Source organism: Demequina lutea (assembly GCF_013409005.1).
Lineage (GTDB): Bacteria > Actinomycetota > Actinomycetes > Actinomycetales > Demequinaceae > Demequina > Demequina lutea.
This window is the reverse complement of the sequence record NZ_JACBZO010000001.1, coordinates 1,625,616-1,642,584: the sequence shown is the minus strand read 5'-3', so window position 1 is coordinate 1,642,584 and position 16,969 is coordinate 1,625,616. Positions and strand designations below refer to the sequence as shown.

The following is a 16,969-nucleotide window of genomic DNA, read 5'->3' as shown; positions in this document are numbered from 1 at the left end:
ACGGAATCGAAGGTGAGCGAGGCACCCTTTCTGGCCGATGACCTCACCTGCGCGAAACAGTAAGGCCCGCCCCTAGGCTTCGGGGCGGGCCTTCACTGCGTTACGGCACGGCGGGGGCGGCTTCATCCTGCGCGCGGGTACCCCCCTAAGAGGTCGGGGGGGGAAAGGCCATTCCCTTCATGGTGTACCGGGGTGATCCTGTTTCATGATGGATTGACCCCTCTGAGACGGATCTGTGCGAGGCCGTTTGCGTATGACAACGCCCCGCCGAGCACGAGGCCAGGCGGGGCGCCAGTGTGTGAGCGAGTGCTACACGTCGCGCGGTGTGGGCAGTAACTCGGACGGGCTCACGTCGAGCGCTTCGGCGAACATGACCAACTCGGCCATGCCCACCTCTGCCTTGCCGCTAAGGATCGCTTCGAGCCTCGCCACCGGAATCTCTGTCCGGTCCGCAAGTCCCGCCACGTCCACGTCGGCGGCAGTCATGCAGCGGTTGAGGTTCTCCACGAAGCCCGTGTTGAGTGCAGCCGTGCGTAGTTCGTCCCAAGCGTCGGCCGCGTTGAGCAAGTGCGCCGCAAGCATGCGCATCTGCCCAGGGTTGGACCATTGCTGGTCCGTGGCGTTATCGACCACATAGACGTTCCCGCTATCGAGGATCAGTTGAGCCCGCCCAGTCTGCGAGCCCGTCGCCGTGGCGATGGTGGTGGGCTTGGTGAGGTCGCGTGCGAACCATCCGCCGCTCTCGTCATCCGTCGTCTCGTAACGCGTTGCCCAAGCCGGGGCGTCCTTCATCTTGTCTGCTGAGATACTCATCATTCCTCCATGTTTGAACCACTTTTTGAACCACTTTTTGATTGTCCGTGGCTGTCCGCAGATGTTCGCGAATGCCATTTACCAGGGAGAACGGACAACGGTGAACACGGGCGTACCCGTGGCCGATGCCTGGGGGTCAAGGGGTCGCAGGTTCAAATCCTGTCAGCCCGACTGAAACAAAGGGACCGCTGAGGCGGTCCCTTTGTCATTCCCGACAGCGGAGGCGGACCGCGTCGTCGGCACGGCGAGACCAATCCAGAACCACGGAGTGCTCTCCGGTAGCGCAGGGTTGCACGGGTATCGGCCGGCTCCACTTGCCAAATGGAAAGTACATGCTAACCTGCCGATATGACCGACTCCGGGTTTGAGTATGAGGCACCGACTGACGTGAACCTCGACGCGTCGGCCGCCGCGAGGCTCCTCGCCGATGCGGAACGGGTGGGGGCTCGCACTCTCGCACACACCGACTTTCGCGCGCATGCTGTGATTCAGGGGTGGGTGGCGGCGGCGCTCTTCGTCTACGTGGGGACGTACCTGCTGCTCTTCTTCAACCCAGGTCCCGAAGGTTCGGCCGTCTTCCACGCCTACAACTATGTGGGCCTCGTGATGGTCCCGTTTCTGTTGCTCACGCAACTTGTTCAGGGGGCCCGGAATCGGCTGCTCATCTCCGTCGCGATGCCTCGCGGGGGATTGAGGCTACTACTGATGCTCCCGGGCCTGATCGTCTTCCTGGCGGCGATGGTGGCCTCGGTCGCCGATGTCGGATACCCATGGTGGGCGAACCTGGTGGCCGCGGCGTTCGTGGCGGTGCCCATGGGGGTCCTCGCGTTTGGCACGGCCAGGAAGGCAGGCGGCATGTCATCGCATCGGCGCCCCGCAACGCCATCCGCGCCACTGGGAAGGGCGGCGGCAACGGCTACTGTGACACTTGGAATCAGCTTCGGCGTCATCGCCGCGCTGACACCCTATTCCTGGTACTTCTGGGTCACAGTGCTCCCCCTTCTGGCGGTCATCGTGCTGTCGTTTGGCTCGGGCTCCCGGTGGGGTTTACCCAGCATCGGCTCGGAGTGGGGCCAATCCCAGTGGTTCGCGTTCGGCATCACTTTCACCCTGTTGTTCGCGCTCGCCGTGGTGGCCGCGAGGACCTCCTGGGACACGCCCCTGGTGGCAACACTCAGCGGCGTCGCGGTAGCCGTGCCTCTGGTGTGCACCACGCTCAGAACGTATCGACGGACATGACCGAGGAGCCGGCCTTCACCCATCCACGGCACCACCTGGACGATGCCCTCCTCACACCCGTGCGCTATTCGGCCATGGCCGCACTCGGCAACGGGTCGGAGGTGGACTTCGCCACCCTGCGCGACCTCATCGAGACCGACGACTCCTCGCTCAGTAAGGCCGTCTTTCGACTCGAAAGAACTGGCTACGTCGCCGTGCGAAAGGGGTACGTCGCCAACAAGCCACGGACCTGGCTCCGCCCAACGGCGGCGGGGCTCAAGGCCCTGCGAGTGCACAGCGCAGCGCTGCAGGCCATTACGGAGATTCAGGTCACGCCGCAAGTCGACGGCGAGGGCCACTGAACGAGCGGCTGACGACTGACTCTTGGCGAGGAGGGTCGCTGCTCAAACAATGTGCCCCATGCCGAGTCGATCGGCCCGGGGGCGCGCCGCTCTCCAGCACCAACCGCTTCTCAAGAGGCCCGATGGCCACGCCCTGGCCGCGGTGGGCCTGACGCTTGGTCAGCTAGTCGCCGCAAGCCGGAACCGCGCCCACAGGTCGATGCCCGAATCGACGGCGTGAGCGTCGATCGCGGCCAGGTCGGTGTTGGTGAATTCGAGGTTGGCCAGTGCACCCAGATTCTGCTCGAGTTGGGCCACGCTGCTCGCACCGAGCACCAAGGAGGTCATGCGCTCGTCACGAAGCGCCCACGCGAGCGCCATCTGCGCGAGCGACTGGCCCCGGTCGGCGGCGATCTCGTTCAAGGCGCGGACGTGCGCCATCGCGTCCGCAGAGATCAAGTCGGTGGACAGCGAGGAGTGCTCCGCGGCGCGCGAGCCGGCCGGAATGCCTTTCAGGTAGCGGTCGGTCAGCATGCCTTGGGCTAGCGGTGAGAACGCGATGCAACCGGCGCCTACCTCGTCAAGCGCGTCCAGCAGCCCGTCGTTCTCTATCCACCGGTTGAGCATCGAGTAGGAGGGCTGGTGGATCAGCAACGGAGTGCCGAGCTCGGCAAGGATCTGCGCGGCCCGGCGAGTGTCGGCGGCGGAGTAGGAGGAGATGCCTGCGTAAAGCGCGCGACCCGACCGCACCGCGGTGTCGAGCGCACCCATTGTCTCCTCCAGGGGCGTGGCGGCGTCGAAGCGGTGGGAGTAGAAGATGTCGACGTAGTCCAGCCCCAGCCGGGCCAGTGACTGGTCGAGAGAGGCCAGCAGGTACTTGCGCGATCCGCCGCCCTGACCGTATGGGCCCGGCCACATGTCGTAGCCGGCCTTGGTCGAAATCACGAGCTCGTCGCGGTGTTGTCCGAAGTCCTCGCGCAGCACCCGGCCCGCGTTGACCTCGGCCGAACCGTAGGGCGGACCATAGTTATTCGCCAAGTCGAAGTGCGTGATGCCCCTGTCGAAGGCGGTACGCAGAATGGCGCGCTGGGTCTCTAACGGCTTGTCGTCCCCAAAGTTGTGCCAAAGGCCAAGGGAGAGCAGCGGCAGGACAAGTCCCGAACGGCCGGTGCGGCGGTAGGCCATCGTGTCGTAGCGGTCGGCGGCGGGTAGGTAGGGCATCGGTGCTCCTCTTGTGGCGCGGGACGCACCGCAGGTGGCGGCGCGACCGTCGTCGCTTCTCCCTGCATTGTGGCACCCGCGTCGTCTGCGGGTCGTCCGAGGACGACACGGACCGAATACGCGAACCGGCCCGGCCGGTGACCGTCAGGCATCCCAAGACTGGGTGTCGCCACATCCTGCATTACCACCGCTGGAGTCATACGCTGGTTGCAGAGGAGGTGCGTGTCGTGGGACTCGCGCGGGTGTCGTGGGGTGCTGCCGTGGTGCTGTTGCTCGGGGCGGGGTTGTCCGGCTGCGAGCCGTACCTGCACGCGGTGGACGATGGCGTGTACGGCGCACTGGTCCCTACGGCGCAACAGTGGGCTGACCCGGGTTCGCAGGCGATCCCGGGCGGCTTCGCCGCACTCGGCACAGATGGCGTGAAGCGCGTCGTCGTGCGCATCTCGGGCGATACGGTGACGTTCGAGTTGGACGGCCGCACCGCCGTGACCCGCAATGTCGTGGAACGCCGCAGCATCCAAGATAGCGAGGGCTCGGGACCATTCAAGGCCCAGACTCAGGTTCTCGCCCTTGGGGACGAGCCGCTTGTTCTGGGTTCTTTGACGATTGCCACACCGGTGATTTGGTACTCAGGCGGCTATTCGAGCACCGAACTGGTCGCCATCAAGCCGTGGAACCCCAATGAGCGAGGGCCGGTCACCCAGTGCACTGCCGAGGACAAGCAGTGCCTGGAGTTGCCGGTCGGTGACACGCTCGTCGGGAACCCGATAGGTGCCTATTCGAACCGGAACGCCCCGGGTACCGCAGAGAACCCGGTGGCCAACATCCGGGTGACCGCCACGAGCATCGTGTACACGCTCAACAACGGGCAGGAGGTGCGCAGCAGCCGTGAGGGAGAGTCGCTCATCCGGGCATGTGTGCTCGGGGAGTCGGTTGTGTGGCCAGTACCGGCCGAGGTCGGCCTCGCCTTCAATGACCCTGTACTCGTGGATACCGGTTGCGCCCTGCCCACCGGTAATGCACCCACCCTGACCGTGATGGAACGGGCAGCGCTCCCCGTCAACGCGCCGCTGGCGCCGCAGTGGGGCGGGCAATGGTGCCAGCCCGGACCGGCGTGCCTTTGGTTCGTCGATGAGCAGGGCGCCGAGGGCTGAGCGAGGGAAGGACTGAGCGCGGTAGCGTCCGCCGGGCCGCCGATGCCCTTCCACGGAGAGTCGCTCCCGTTCCGAATCAGATGCGGATGCCCGAGAAGCCGAACGACACGAGGTTGAGCGCCGCGATCAGGATGATTGCGAAGAAGAACCTCCGCGATGATGGGTCGCGGAACGCGAGGCGCGTGGCAGCACACGTGATGAGCACGGCCGCACCGAATCCGGTCCAACGCCACGATCCCAAGTGCCCGGCCGGGCCAAAGAGGATGACCGCAGATGCAGTGAGCAACATTGCGGTTGCGGTCAGTGCCGTTGCCCTGGCGCCGATCTTATGTGCCAGTCCGTGGATTCCGGTGGCGACGTCATCGCCGAGGTCCGGTAGTACGTTGCCGAGATGTGCGGCAACGCCGAGGAGCACACCCACGGTCAACACCCAGGCAGCCGGCCACCGAGGGGGCGAGGCCGACAGGGTCGCGATCGCGGGGGACAACCCGAAGGCAATCGCGTACGGCAACCAAGACAGGATCGTTGCCTTGAGGCCCAGGTTGTAGGCCCAGGCGGTGAGCACGGTAATCAGTGCAACGGCGCCGCCTGGCCAACCGAGCAGCGTCGACAGGGTGAAAGTGGAGACGAGCGCCACCGCAGTGGCAATGCCGACGATGCGCGGCCGGACTGCACCAGTAGCGAGGGGTTTGTCGGGCCTCAGCACGGCCCGGTCGCGCTCGGCATCGAGGTAGTCGTTCGACCAGCCAATCGACAGCTGGCCCGTGAACACCGCGGCCGTCACAAGCGCACCGCGGCCGACGGGGAGCCCGGCGAGGGCTGCCAATCCAGCACTCATCGCCGTCACGGCCACCGAGGGAATGGGGTGACATGACAGGGCAAGCGCACGGATCAGCCGCCATGAGGACATGACGTAAGGCTAGGTGACCCGGACGTCGCGGGGCACCGGTGTCATCACGATGTCCACGCTCAGGGACGCCTGCGGTCGAATCAGAGCGTTTGGCTAGAATCCTCTGCGTGCAGTGAGTGACCCAGCAGTTCCGCTACGCGATCGCCGGCGACAGCAGGCATGAACAGGTAGCCCTGGCCCGTCGCGCAACCAATTTCCTGCAAGAACTCAAGTTGTTCGCCGGTCTCGACCCCCTCCGCCACCACGGCTATACCCAGCGCCTTGCCGAGCTTCACCAGGGCGGAGATCAGCTCGACGCTGTTGTCAGAACTCGTCAGCGTGCGGATGAATGATCGGTCGATCTTGAACGCGTCCACCGGAAACCGGTGCAGGGTCTCGAGGGAGGAGTACCCGGTTCCAAAGTCGTCAATGTGAAGTCGCAGACCAGCCTCGTGCATCTTTTGCATTAAGCGCAAAGCCAACTCGGGGCGGCGCATCAGCACGCTCTCGGTGATCTCGAGTGTGATCCGGTCCGGCGCGAGCCCGTGGCGCCCGACGGTCGCGAGGACGCGCGTCAAAAGGTCTTGGCTCCAGAATTCCTTGTCCGAAATATTGACGCTCACGCTCACGACCTCGGGGCCCCACTCCACGAGTTGGCGGCAAACCTCGGCCATCACCCAGTGGCCGAGTTGGACGATGAGTCCGGTATCCTCCATCGAGGGCAGGAACTCATCGGGTAGGAGTTGCCCGCGCTCGGGGTGACGCCAACGCACAAGTGCTTCAAAACGATCCGTGCGACCGGAGGCCAGGTTGACGATCGGCTGATATTGAAGTTCAAACTGATTCTCCCGCAGCCCCTGATCGAGTTCGTTGGCCAACGCGGTTCTGCGCAACGCGCTCACGTGCATTGGAGCGTCAAAGAATGCCACCGTCCCCGGCTCGGCCGTCTTCGCCCGGTACATCGCGGTGTCGGCGTCGTGCAAGACCTCCTCCGCGGACGTGTACTCGATGAGGCTGGTTGCGATTCCTATGCTCGCCCGAGTCACGACCTCGTGGCCGTCGAACTCGTGAACCTCCGCAAAACGCGCCTGCACCCTCTGGGCTACAACCAGCGCGCCGGCAGCGTCGGTGTCGGTGAGCAGGATCACGAACTCGTCGCCGCCGAAACGAGCTCCCGTGTCCACCGAGCGCAACTCTCGCGTGATGTCGGCCCCGACTGCGATGAGCACGCGGTCGCCCATTTGGTGTCCGAGCGAATCGTTGATGAGTTTGAAGCCGTCAACGTCGAGAAAGAGTACGGAAAAGGGGGTGTGGGAACGTCGCCACAACGCAAGGGCATGTTCCAGCTGCGTGACGAAGAGTTGCCGGTTTGGCAGTCCGGTGAGGGCGTCAAACAGGGCACTTCTGCGCACCACCTCTTGGAGACGCTGTGACTCCAAGGACGCGCACAGTAGTTCAGCCCAGTGTTGAAAGGTCTCACGCGCAGTGGTCGGGTCGATCTCTGCGACAACAGCGAGTAGACCCCAGTCGCGTTCCTTAGTGCTTACCGGGACGACCACGCACACTTCGCGGCTCCCTTTCGTAGCACTGACGATGAGCTGTTCCGGGGGGAAGTGCTCGCTCGACAGGAGGGTGTCGACGAGTTTCGGCTGGACATTGGCGGGGTCGTATGTGCCCACGATCCGTAGTTGACCGGATGACGGCTTGCCCTCCCACAGTGCGAGAACTCCCGCCTTGACGCGGGTGCCGGTGAGCCAGCGAAGGTCGCGCGGATCGGAGTCGCCGGTGTCGAGTAGCCCCGCGTCAACGACATACTGCTCGGCAATCGCCTTGTCGGTGACTTCCGCCTGCTGGAGGGACGCCGCCGCCTGCACCTTCCACAGCGCGGCGGCAACTCGCGCAGACACGGCGGACCTTCCGTCCGTCGCACGCGCGGTCGAGGAACCGGCCCGCTGGGCGTGGTCGACTATCGCGTCCGTAAAGCGACGAAGTGTATCGGGGCGGGATGTGAGACTTTGCAACGATGTCGTGAGGGCCTTGATTTGCGCGGCGCTGACGTTGTCGCCTTGCTCGACGACACGCACCGCGTCAAGAGCGATTGCCGTTACCGCATGTTGCGATCGATTGTCGACGACCGCGTCTCCGGTGAGCAGTTCCCGTTCGAGCACGTCCTGGAGTTCGTCACGCAAGCGCTCTATTGGCGCAACGGACAACGAGTCACCCGCCCGGCTTTCGCTGTGTTGCGCTTCAATGTCGCACCCACACGATTCCCGCACAATGAGGGCGGCTGACTCTGATTCGAAGGTGATGTCAGGCACGGCACCGCCGCGCATCTTCGCCAGGATGAGTCGGCCGGCGAGCGCGCCGACCTTGTCGAAACTTTGGTTGACACTCGAGAGCGTGGGAGCGCTGAATGTCCCGGCTGCAATGTTGTCAAACGCCACGATCGCTAGGTCGCGCGGAATAATCAGTCCTGCATCAGTTAGCGTACGGATGACCCCCATCGCGTTTTGGTCCGTGGCGACCATCAGCGCAGTTGGACGTTGCGGTGCGTCGAGAAGGCTGCGGGCCGCGACGGCACCGCCCGTCTCGGCATTCTCGGGCGCCGCAAACATGAGCGCGGGATCTGCCGTGAGGCCGTGGGCTGCGAGCGTTTGGCGGTAGGCGGCGAACCGCTCACGGATGTCCTGCTGAGCCAGGTTGCCGACGAACCCTATGCGCGTGTGGCCGTGCTCGATGAGGTGTTCGACGGCGGCAATGGTGCCCCGGCGATTATCTGGCCTGGCGACCGGCGCGTTGAAGTCAGCCATCTGGGTGCTCGATACGAGCACCACGGGCTTTCCGGCCGCGCGAAGCTGCTGCAGGTAGCCCGCGCCCACTGCCGTCGTAATCGAAATGACCCCGTCCACTTGCGACCAAGCGACCCGGGTGGCGAAATCGCCCTGCTCGCCAGCTTCGTCGCGGGGCGCGGCCGCTTGAAGGGTCTCAACGAACACCAGGCGCCCGTCCGCACCGACGACCTCCCGGGCGATGCCAGTGAAGAGGTCCCCGAAGAAGTTTCCGCCGAGGCTTGGAGTGAAAACGAGTACGGTCAGCGGGTGCGTCATCTTCGGCCGCACCTGATGGATGAGCTGCCATGCATGTTGTCACTTCGCCTTAGTCATATGTAGCGCGGGGGGCTTCGCCCGATCAAGCCCCGGGTTGCGAGGCAGATCTCTCGGCCTGGTGTTCCGCAGTTCGTTCGCCCTAGTTCTCACTATGCCGTACGAGGTGTGCATCAGTCAGTTTCCCCCTCCTTGAACCGACGCCCGCGGATCAACTCGCGGCAAACCTCCACCGAGCCGAGGAACGCGGAGAAGCCCTGGGCTTCGGCGCGCGGCTTGACCAACCTCGCCCCCATACGGGCGACTCGACCTCACACCACACTATTCGGCAGCCGCGCGGCACCGATGAGAGCTCGAGGTGCTCGTATCGACACTGAGGGCATGGTGTTCAGCAACGAACATTTCCGCAGCTCACTCGAGGTTGTGACGTCGCGCGAGCGATTGAACGGATGGGAAGCGTTCGGTCTGCGGTTTTGCTAACGTCGCGAGCGAAGGAGGATGCGCATGCCACAAGAACCGAAGCCATTCGAACTGCACGAGTCGGGCGCCTATCTGCACGGGACGAAGGCCGATCTTGACGTTGGGGATCGTCTGGTGCCCGGCTACGCATCGAACTTCGAGGACGGCCGCATCTCAAATCACATCTACATGACGAAGACGCTCGACGCAGCGACTTGGGGAGCCGAACTTGCCCTGGGTGAGGGGAACGGTCGCATCTACATGGTGGAGCCCACGGGCGAGATCGAGGATGATCCAAACGTCACGGACAAGAGGTTTCCCGGCAACCCAACCCTGTCGTTTCGCACCAAGGAACCTGTGCGCGTTATCGGCGAACTCGTTGACTGGATGGGGCACACGCCCGAACAGGTGAAGGCGATGAAAGACGCCCTCGCGGCACTCAGAACACGCGGCGAGGCCGTGATCTACGACTGATCAAGCGGCGGCGCAGATTGAGGCCAGAGTCGCAGGGAGGCCCTCTGGCTTTGTCCTTGCAGGGCTCCACATTCGGGCAACATTTACGGTGTTGTTGCGACCGACGATCACACTGCAGGATTGGTCTTCCGCGCTTGGAGTCGGCGCGACACGCTCCCATTGTTCGGCTGGGCGCATTTAGGTGCCAGGGGAAGGAACTCAGTGGTCGCGCGGCTTGCCTTAGCGATGGCGGCGGTCAAGGTCGTCATGGACGCGGCGTTCTTCAGAAGCCAGACGTGGTTCGGGGAGTGGCGGGCGGCAAATGTCGGCGTTCCCCATGAAACGGCCTGGCGATCTCGCGTGACAGGGCTCCGAGCTGCGTGACAACTTCCGTGCACAACACGTGGTGAGACGAATTGGCGGCGACGACCACTGTCGCCACCGACGCCAGGCGTCTTCTCGGTTCGGCCGACGCGCAACTCTTTGCTTCTCGCCGACGCGGCAGGGTTCCGCTGTCCGCAACGTAGATCACCGACGTCAGTGGCCGGGCGAGCTCGAACTCTGCCTCACCACAGCGCCGCCGACGGGCGCAGACACGTGGGCGCCGATCACGGGGCACTTGACCTGCAGTAGACAGAACACCCGCGGCCCGGCCTCGCTCAGTGTTTCGTAGTTGGCCTGACCCTTGGCGATGATCAGCGGGGCCTCGTCGAAGACCTCTCGAAAATCTGTGGAGCAGAGATCGAGAATGGTGCCAGGTGCAGCGGATCCGTTATCGACGATGGTGGCGCAGGTGTCAAGTCCCGCGGCGAGCGCGTCCTCCAAGGTGGCATCGTTCAATACGGGTCCGCCCTTGACGGCGTAGATCACTCGCGGTGCCAGTTGTTCGATGAGAACCCTGTCGAAGACGGTCTCGCCCGCGTTGTCGGCCAGGTAAAGCACGTGGTCGGCGGCCGCGAGAGCGGCACGCAGGCTCGCCAGATGGTTGATCGCGAGCGGGGCCGCAATGACGCGCTCGACGGTTGCCCGCAGATCCGGAATGTCATCGCTGACACCGAAGTCGATGATGTTCCCTGCGATGCTGAGCCGCACCGCGGTGCCGAGCGGATCCTCGCTCCGAGCGACCCGGGCCTTGAGCCGCGGGTATAGGGCGAGTGCGGCGCGGGTGCTCTCGGCCTTGGCGACACGGTAAGGGTCGCTATCGCCCAGTCGCTCTCGCACGATTCCGTGTACCGCGAAGGTGATCTCGGGAGGGGTGGAGCCTGGCGGCAGTTTCTGCAGTAGCGCGAGCGTCTCCGTCATCACCCCGAGATGGGCCGATTTGTCGTCGGTGACCATGCGGGCGGCGGTCAGCGCCTGCCGAAGTACGCATGGGTAGCAATCGAGGTAGGTCTGCACCTGACAAATGGTCCTCTTGGTGTGGGCCGCGCGCCGAGTCGAAGGTCCTTGGCGGGTTGCCCCAACTCCCGCGATACAACCGAACGGCCGTGAGATGTCGGTGCGCACGGCTACTCAAATCGGCGCACCGTTCGTCGCGCGCCGGTCAGAAGGTGCGAGGCTCACCGAAGGTTCTACCGGCGTACGCACGAACTTCAGTTCGACGTGTTCCTCAACACACCTTGCTGTCCGTCATTGCACACGGAACGGCTCGGCGTCACTGAGCCTGAGCGTCAAACCGTTGCCCGGAGCATCGGTGGGACGAAGCACCCCACCAAGCGGATCAAGAGTGCCATCGAAAAAGAGAGACTCTATCCGGACGTGATCGTGGAACCACTCCAGGTGCCGCAGATTCGGTGTGGCCGCCGCGACGTGAACGTGCAGGTGCGGGGCGCAGTGGCTGGACACCTCGAGGCCGTAGGAAGCCGCAACCGCCGCAGCTCGCATCCATTCGGTGATGCCCCCGCAGCGGCTTGCGTCCACTTGCAGGCAGTCGACCGCCTTCGCTTCGCACATTCGGCGAAAATAGGTGAGGTCGAAGCCATACTCCCCAGCGGCGACGTCGGCGTCGACCGCGTCACGGACCTCGCGTAGCCCGTCGAGGTCGTCCGAGGAGACGGGTTCCTCGAACCAGACCAGATCGACCTCGGCCGCCTCGCGTGCCACCCGGATGGCCTGCTTCCGCGTGTAGGCGCCGTTCGCGTCGGCATACAACTCGACCGTCTTGCCGATGATCTCCCGCGCCTGGCGCAACCGCGTGAGATCCCGCGCCGGATTCGATCCCCAGGATTCGCCGATCTTGATCTTGACTCGCGGAATGTGTTGCTCGTGAACCCAGCCGCCCAATTGGTCCGCGAGCCGCTCGTCGGAGTAGGTCGTAAACCCACCGCTGCCGTACACCGGTACCGTGTCGCGGACCGCGCCCAGCAAACGGTGCAGGGGCAGTTCCAGCAGTCGTGCTTTCAGGTCCCACAGTGCAATGTCTACCGCCGAGATGGCGTAGCCGATTGCACCTTGCCGACCGCTGTTGCGTACCGCCTTCACCATGGAGTCGAAGCGGGCGCCGACATCCATCGCGCTGCGACCGATCACGAGCGGCGCCAACGTCGATCTCACTGTGGAGCCGCACTCCGCTGGGCCGTAGGTCCACCCGGTCCCCATGGTCGTGCCAGAGCGCACACGCACGAGCACCATGGTCGTCGAATCCCATGCGAGCGTGCCATCTGCTTCGGGCTCGTCGGTCGGAACGGTGTAGACGCGAACCTCCACGTCATCGATCAGCGCATCGCTCATTCGTCCGGTCCCGTCACCCATCCGTCTCGGTGCGATCCTGGCCGATGTGCAACGTCCCTTTGACCCTTTCGATGCCTTCGGTAACGAGCGCCTTGGCCGAATCGCGGATGACGTCCACCCCGTGAGGATCGCCCTTGAGCAACGCTTCGACGGTGTTCTTCGCGAACTCGCGAGTGATGTGTGGCGGTAGCGGCGGCACGTTCGTGCTCGTGTAGGCGTCGATCAGGGTGACGCCCTGGTGGGCGAACGCCGCGTCCCACGCGGCTTCGACCTCGTCGTCGCTCCTGACTCGAATCCCCTTGAAGCCGACGAGTTCGGCCCAGCCCGCGTAGTCGACCGATTCGACGTCCTGCGACCCCGGCCACAACGGGTTACCGTCTTCGGTGCGCATTTCCCAGGACACCTGGCCGAGGTCGTCGTTGTGAAGCACCATGATGATCAGTTGCGGGTTGTCCCACTCCTTCATGTACTTCTTGATGGTGATGAGTTCATTCATGCCGAGCATCTGGAAGGCGCCATCCCCGATGGTGCAGATCACGGGCCGATCGGAGTAGGCAAACTTCGCCGCCACCGCATAGGGCATGGCGGCGAGCATGGTGGCCAGTCGCCCTGAAAGGTCACCCATCATGCCGCGGCGAAGACGGATGTGGTGTCCGTACCAGTCCGCCGTTGTCCCAGCGTCGGCCGTGACAATCGCCTTCTCCGGAAGCCGCTTGTTGAGTTCGTGATAGACGCGGCGCGGGTTAACGCCGTCTTTGAAACTCAGCATCGCCTGCGCTTCCATCTCGTTTTCCCACTCGATCATCTCGTCTGAGACGGTGGTCTGCCACGACAGGTCGGTCTTCTGCTCAAGATGCGGGATGAGGGCGGCGAGCGTGGCCTTTACATCGCCCCATAGGTTGAGTTCCGTGGGGTAGCGCAAGCCCATCTGCTCCGGCTTCAGATCCACCTGAATCGCCCGCGCCTGCCCGCTTTCCGGAAGGAACTGGCTATACGGATAGTTGGTCCCCAGGAGCACGAGCGTGTCGCATCCGCTCATCTGATGGAGGCTAGGCAACGAGCCAAGGAGTCCCAGCTGCTGGGAGTGGTAGGGCACCTCGGAGGGAACCACTTGCTTCCCGCGCAATGCGGTGATCAGGCCCGCCCCGGCCAGCTCGGCAGCTTTGAGAACCTCGTCGGTGGCACCATTCGCGCCATGCCCGACGATGAACGTGACCTTGCTGCCCGCATTGATGATGGCCGCCGCCTTCACGATCTCGCTTTGCGGCGGGACGATCGAGATGGACGGTGCGACCGCACTCGAACGGGACACCCAGTTCGCTGGGGCCAACTCCGGCATTTCCATCCCTTGCACATCGTGCGGAATGACGACGACAGCAGGGCCCAGCCGTACCCGCGCGGTGCGGAACGCGGTGTCGATCACGGCCTGCGCTTGCTGCGGAGACACGATCGTCTGGACGTAAACCGCCACATCCTCGAACGTCCGTTCGAGATTGTTCTCCTGTTGGGTAAACGTGCCCAAGGCGTTGAGACCCTGCTGGCCTACGATCGCCACGACCGGTTGATTGTCCATCTTGGCGTCGTACAGACCGTTCAACATGTGGAATGCACCCGGGCTGGACGTGGCGATGCACACCCCGACCTCTCCGGTGAACTTGGCATGCGCGGTCGCCATGAGCGAACAGATCTCCTCATGCGTCGGCCGCACGTATTTCAGGCCCTCGCCCGCGCGGTCGGCCTTTCCGAGGGCTCCGTCAAACTCCCCGATGCCGTCGCCAGGGAAGGCGAACACCCGACTGACGCCCCACTCTTGTATCCGTTGGATGACAAAGTCGCTGACTGTTGCCATGCTGGGTTCCTCCTAGGTGTCTTTGTCGATGTGTGAATGTGCGGTCAATCGGTCTGCTGCACGAGCGGCAACAGCCATGATGGTGAGAGCGGGGTTGGCGCTGCCCTGGGTCGGCAGCACGCTGCCGTCGGTGATGAGGAGATTCGGCACCGCGAAACTACGGCAATCAGCGTCCACCACCCCCTCCGTTTCGGTAAGCGCCATCCGGGCGCCGCCGACCAAGTGCGCGTAGCGATTGATCGTGATCACTTCGTCCGCCCCCGCGCTCTTCAGGATGTCTTCCATCACCCCGGTTGCCGCGCCCATCAGCGCCTTGTCGTTGTCGCATTGTGTGTAGTCGAATCGCGCAATCGGCGTTCCGTGACGGTCCTTCTCGGCCGCGAGCGTGACCCGATTCTCAGGCTGCGGAAGAAACTCGCAGAGCGCGCCGAGGCATGCCCAGTGCACGTAGTCGCTCATGTAATTGCGGAGGTCCGCGCCCCAGTGACCCTGAGCCATCACGTGCTCGGCCCACGCAATCGGAAGGGGCGATACGGTCTGAATGGAGAAGCCACGCTTATACGGCTTGGTTGGGTCGGTCTCGTAAAAGTCCTCGGAACTGACCTCGGGTGGGGGACCCTTCCACATCCGCACCTCGCCGTCGAACCGGCCGGCCGTCTGCGGAGCGCCCTGCACCATCAGATACCGCCCGACCTGGTCGAAGTCGTTGCAGAGGCCGTTCGGAAATCGTGCGGACGTCGAGTTCAGAAGCAGACGCGGTGTCTCGATCGAATATCCCGCCACCGCCACCATCGCGGCTCGTTGGAATCGGGCGACTCCGCCGCGAACATAGTGGACGCCGGTCGCGAGCCCGGTGCGCTGGTCGACCTCGATGCGGGTCACCATCGAGTCAGGTCGCACCTCGGCGCCGTGCGCCAGCGCATCCGGAATGTGCGTGATGAGCGGGGATGCCTTCGCGTTGACCTTGCAACCCTGCAGGCAAAAGCCTCGATAAATGCAATGTGGCCTGTTGCCAAAACGTCCGCTGGTGATGGCAACCGGGCCCACCTTGGCCGTAATGCCACAGGCAAGGGCCCCTCGTTGGAACACCTCGCCGTTGCCCGAGACGGGGTGCGGGCCGTACGGATACGAGTGGGGGTCACCCCATGGCCAGTTCTCACCAGAAACCGGCAACTCGCCCTCGATCTGCTCGTAATAGTGCTTCAGGTCGGCGTATTCGATCGGCCAATCCGCCCCAACGCCATCATCGGCCCTGGTGCTGAAGTCACTCGGGTGGAAGCGGGGCGTGTAGCCGGCATAGTGGATCATCGATCCGCCGACGCCGCGGCCGGAATTGTTGGACCCGAGGGGCACCGGATCGTCGCCGCCGATCTCGCGCGGCTCCGTCCAATAGAGCCCGTGCGAGCCGGCCTCGTCGCTGACCCAATCGGTCTCCGGCTCCCAGAACGGGCCCGCGTCGAGCGCGACAACCTTCGCTCCGGCCCTGGCCATGCGTTGCAGCAACGTCGAACCACCCGCGCCGCACCCCACAATGACGAGATCGACCTCGTCGTCGTCGAAGCGGCGCATGCCTTCGCGCAACCCTGGCTGGATGCGCGATCCATCGCTCGCCATCAACCACGCGGATTGATTGCGTTCTCTTACCTGGCTCATCTGTCGCCACCCGCGAGGGGATCGTCCGCCGGATGAGCGTCGCGCGCCTCGAAGGATTCCAGCTTGTCGACGCCGAGATTCTTGTATCCCCTTGGATAGGCCGGCCCATCGAAGCCGATCTCGTTCCACGCCCACGGATGGGAGTAGAACGCCGTACATGCGTATCGGGTCCACAGGCTCCACACCTGGGCGGCGGCCATGCCGTGCCAGTCGTTCGATCCGCCATCCTGGACCGCCTGAACGAGCTCCGACTGCTCATCCCAGTCGCACTCCGCGAATGCCTTCTCGTGAGCTTCCGTTGCGTCGGCATCCAGGCCCGCAAGCGATTGTCGCCACGCCCGCCCGTCTGGGGGCATCGTGCTGTAGTGCCAGCCGTCCGTCTGGTCCTCGGCGAGGCGCGCGTCGACCATGTGCACCACCTGAACGCGCGGCTCGGCGCGCTGATACAACAACTGATCAAAGAGTGCAGTCGCCGTTGCCTCCTCGGGTTCGGAGAAGAATCGCACCGCCGGCGGTCGCGCCAGGCGTCGCTCGACGGCCGCGCGAGTGGTGACATCCCAATGCTTCGCCTGACCGGTCACATCGAAGCCTGGGTAGCGCCCGCCGCCGTAGGCTGGCTCGAGTGGAAGCGTGCTCACTTCTCGCGCCTCAGGACTGCGGCGAGCAATCCCATCCCGCCCACTAACGTCACCAGCAACGGGGCCATCAACGGCGGGCCCATCTCCATGTTGTAGCGGAAGTTCTTCCACCCGCCGGGCTTCTGCTTGATCCCCCTGCCGTGTAGCCACAACCCCTGCAGGCCATTCGCGACGATCGTCGCCGATGCGAGCGGCAAGAAGGTCTTGGCCGCGCGGTGACTCGCGAACCCCGCAATTCCGGCGACCGCTCCGACGGGGCCGAGGATTACGGGCGCCCACATCCAGTTGTTTCCAAAACTGGCTCTGTCGTGTTCGAAGAAGATCTCCACCGTCGTGACTATCGCTCCACCCGCGGTCAGCACGGCCAAACTGCGTTCGAACCGACCAGTGCGCACATTGCGCACCATGCGATCTAGCGCTTGTGGCGTGTCGGCGGTGGTGCTGGCT

The 16,969-nt window shown here is 64.3% G+C and carries 14 protein-coding genes; 4 read left to right on the top strand and 10 right to left on the bottom strand.

The genetic code is table 11. From position 1 onward, the window contains the following. Positions 1-309: 309 nt before the first annotated feature. Positions 310-813 (bottom strand): helix-turn-helix domain-containing protein, encoded by a 504-nt coding sequence (locus BKA03_RS07995; protein ID WP_179397882.1) that lies wholly within the window; start codon positions 811-813, stop codon positions 310-312. 348 nt (positions 814-1,161) lie between these two features. On the opposite strand from BKA03_RS07995, the gene BKA03_RS07990 reads away from it, so the two are divergent. Beyond that, the gene (locus BKA03_RS07990; protein WP_179397881.1) at positions 1,162-2,052 is read left to right on the top strand and encodes a hypothetical protein; all 891 of its coding nucleotides are present in this window, start codon (positions 1,162-1,164) and stop codon (positions 2,050-2,052) included. Next, positions 2,049-2,393 carry a transcriptional regulator gene (locus BKA03_RS07985; protein WP_179397880.1) on the top strand — a complete coding sequence of 115 codons (345 nt, stop codon included), beginning with the start codon at positions 2,049-2,051 and terminating at the stop codon, positions 2,391-2,393. Before BKA03_RS07990 ends, BKA03_RS07985 begins: the two co-directional genes overlap by 4 nt. 159 nt (positions 2,394-2,552) lie before the next feature. On the opposite strand, the gene mgrA is transcribed toward BKA03_RS07985, so the two are convergent. Beyond that, entirely contained in the window at positions 2,553-3,593 is a 1,041-nt protein-coding gene (mgrA, locus tag BKA03_RS07980; protein WP_179397879.1) for an L-glyceraldehyde 3-phosphate reductase, read from the bottom strand. A gap of 227 nt (positions 3,594-3,820) precedes the next feature. Between mgrA and BKA03_RS07975 the strand changes: the two genes are divergently transcribed. Continuing rightward, a complete protein-coding gene (locus BKA03_RS07975; RefSeq protein ID WP_179397878.1) occupies positions 3,821-4,747 on the top strand; it encodes a hypothetical protein in 927 nt (308 codons plus the stop codon). Positions 4,748-4,823: 76 nt separating this feature from the next. Here the strand turns inward: BKA03_RS07975 and BKA03_RS07970 are convergent, their stop codons facing one another. Both BKA03_RS07970 and BKA03_RS07965 read right to left on the bottom strand, forming a co-directional pair. Further along, positions 4,824-5,657, bottom strand: a complete 834-nt coding sequence (locus tag BKA03_RS07970; RefSeq protein WP_179397877.1) for a UbiA family prenyltransferase — start codon at positions 5,655-5,657, stop codon at positions 4,824-4,826. Between the two features lie 80 nt (positions 5,658-5,737). Beyond that, positions 5,738-8,743 carry an EAL domain-containing protein gene (locus BKA03_RS07965; RefSeq protein ID WP_179397876.1) on the bottom strand — a complete coding sequence of 1,002 codons (3,006 nt, stop codon included), beginning with the start codon at positions 8,741-8,743 and terminating at the stop codon, positions 5,738-5,740. 501 nt (positions 8,744-9,244) lie between these two features. Between BKA03_RS07965 and arr the strand changes: the two genes are divergently transcribed. Beyond that, positions 9,245-9,673, top strand: coding sequence for an NAD(+)--rifampin ADP-ribosyltransferase (arr, locus tag BKA03_RS07960; RefSeq protein ID WP_179397875.1), 429 nt, complete (start codon positions 9,245-9,247; stop codon positions 9,671-9,673). Between the two features lie 516 nt (positions 9,674-10,189). Here the strand turns inward: arr and BKA03_RS07955 are convergent. The 6 genes from BKA03_RS07955 to BKA03_RS07930 all read right to left on the bottom strand — a co-directional run bounded on the left by BKA03_RS07955 (position 10,190) and on the right by BKA03_RS07930 (position 16,917). Further along, complete coding sequence (locus BKA03_RS07955; protein ID WP_179397874.1) at positions 10,190-11,050, bottom strand: damage-control phosphatase ARMT1 family protein; 861 nt, start codon at positions 11,048-11,050, stop codon at positions 10,190-10,192. A 231-nt stretch (positions 11,051-11,281) separates the two neighbouring features. After that, on the bottom strand, positions 11,282-12,382 hold the full coding sequence (locus tag BKA03_RS07950) for an enolase C-terminal domain-like protein (RefSeq protein ID WP_179397873.1): 1,101 nt from the start codon (positions 12,380-12,382) through the stop codon (positions 11,282-11,284). 13 nt (positions 12,383-12,395) lie between these two features. Next, complete coding sequence (locus tag BKA03_RS07945; protein WP_179397872.1) at positions 12,396-14,231, bottom strand: thiamine pyrophosphate-requiring protein; 1,836 nt, start codon at positions 14,229-14,231, stop codon at positions 12,396-12,398. A 12-nt stretch (positions 14,232-14,243) separates the two neighbouring features. Then, positions 14,244-15,884 (bottom strand): GMC family oxidoreductase, encoded by a 1,641-nt coding sequence (locus BKA03_RS07940; protein ID WP_179397871.1) that lies wholly within the window; start codon positions 15,882-15,884, stop codon positions 14,244-14,246. Next, positions 15,881-16,522 carry a gluconate 2-dehydrogenase subunit 3 family protein gene (locus tag BKA03_RS07935; RefSeq protein WP_179397870.1) on the bottom strand — a complete coding sequence of 214 codons (642 nt, stop codon included), beginning with the start codon at positions 16,520-16,522 and terminating at the stop codon, positions 15,881-15,883. Before BKA03_RS07935 ends, BKA03_RS07940 begins: the two co-directional genes overlap by 4 nt. Then, positions 16,519-16,917 carry a hypothetical protein gene (locus BKA03_RS07930; RefSeq protein WP_308477961.1) on the bottom strand — a complete coding sequence of 133 codons (399 nt, stop codon included), beginning with the start codon at positions 16,915-16,917 and terminating at the stop codon, positions 16,519-16,521. Before BKA03_RS07930 ends, BKA03_RS07935 begins: the two co-directional genes overlap by 4 nt. Positions 16,918-16,969 lie beyond the last annotated feature (52 nt).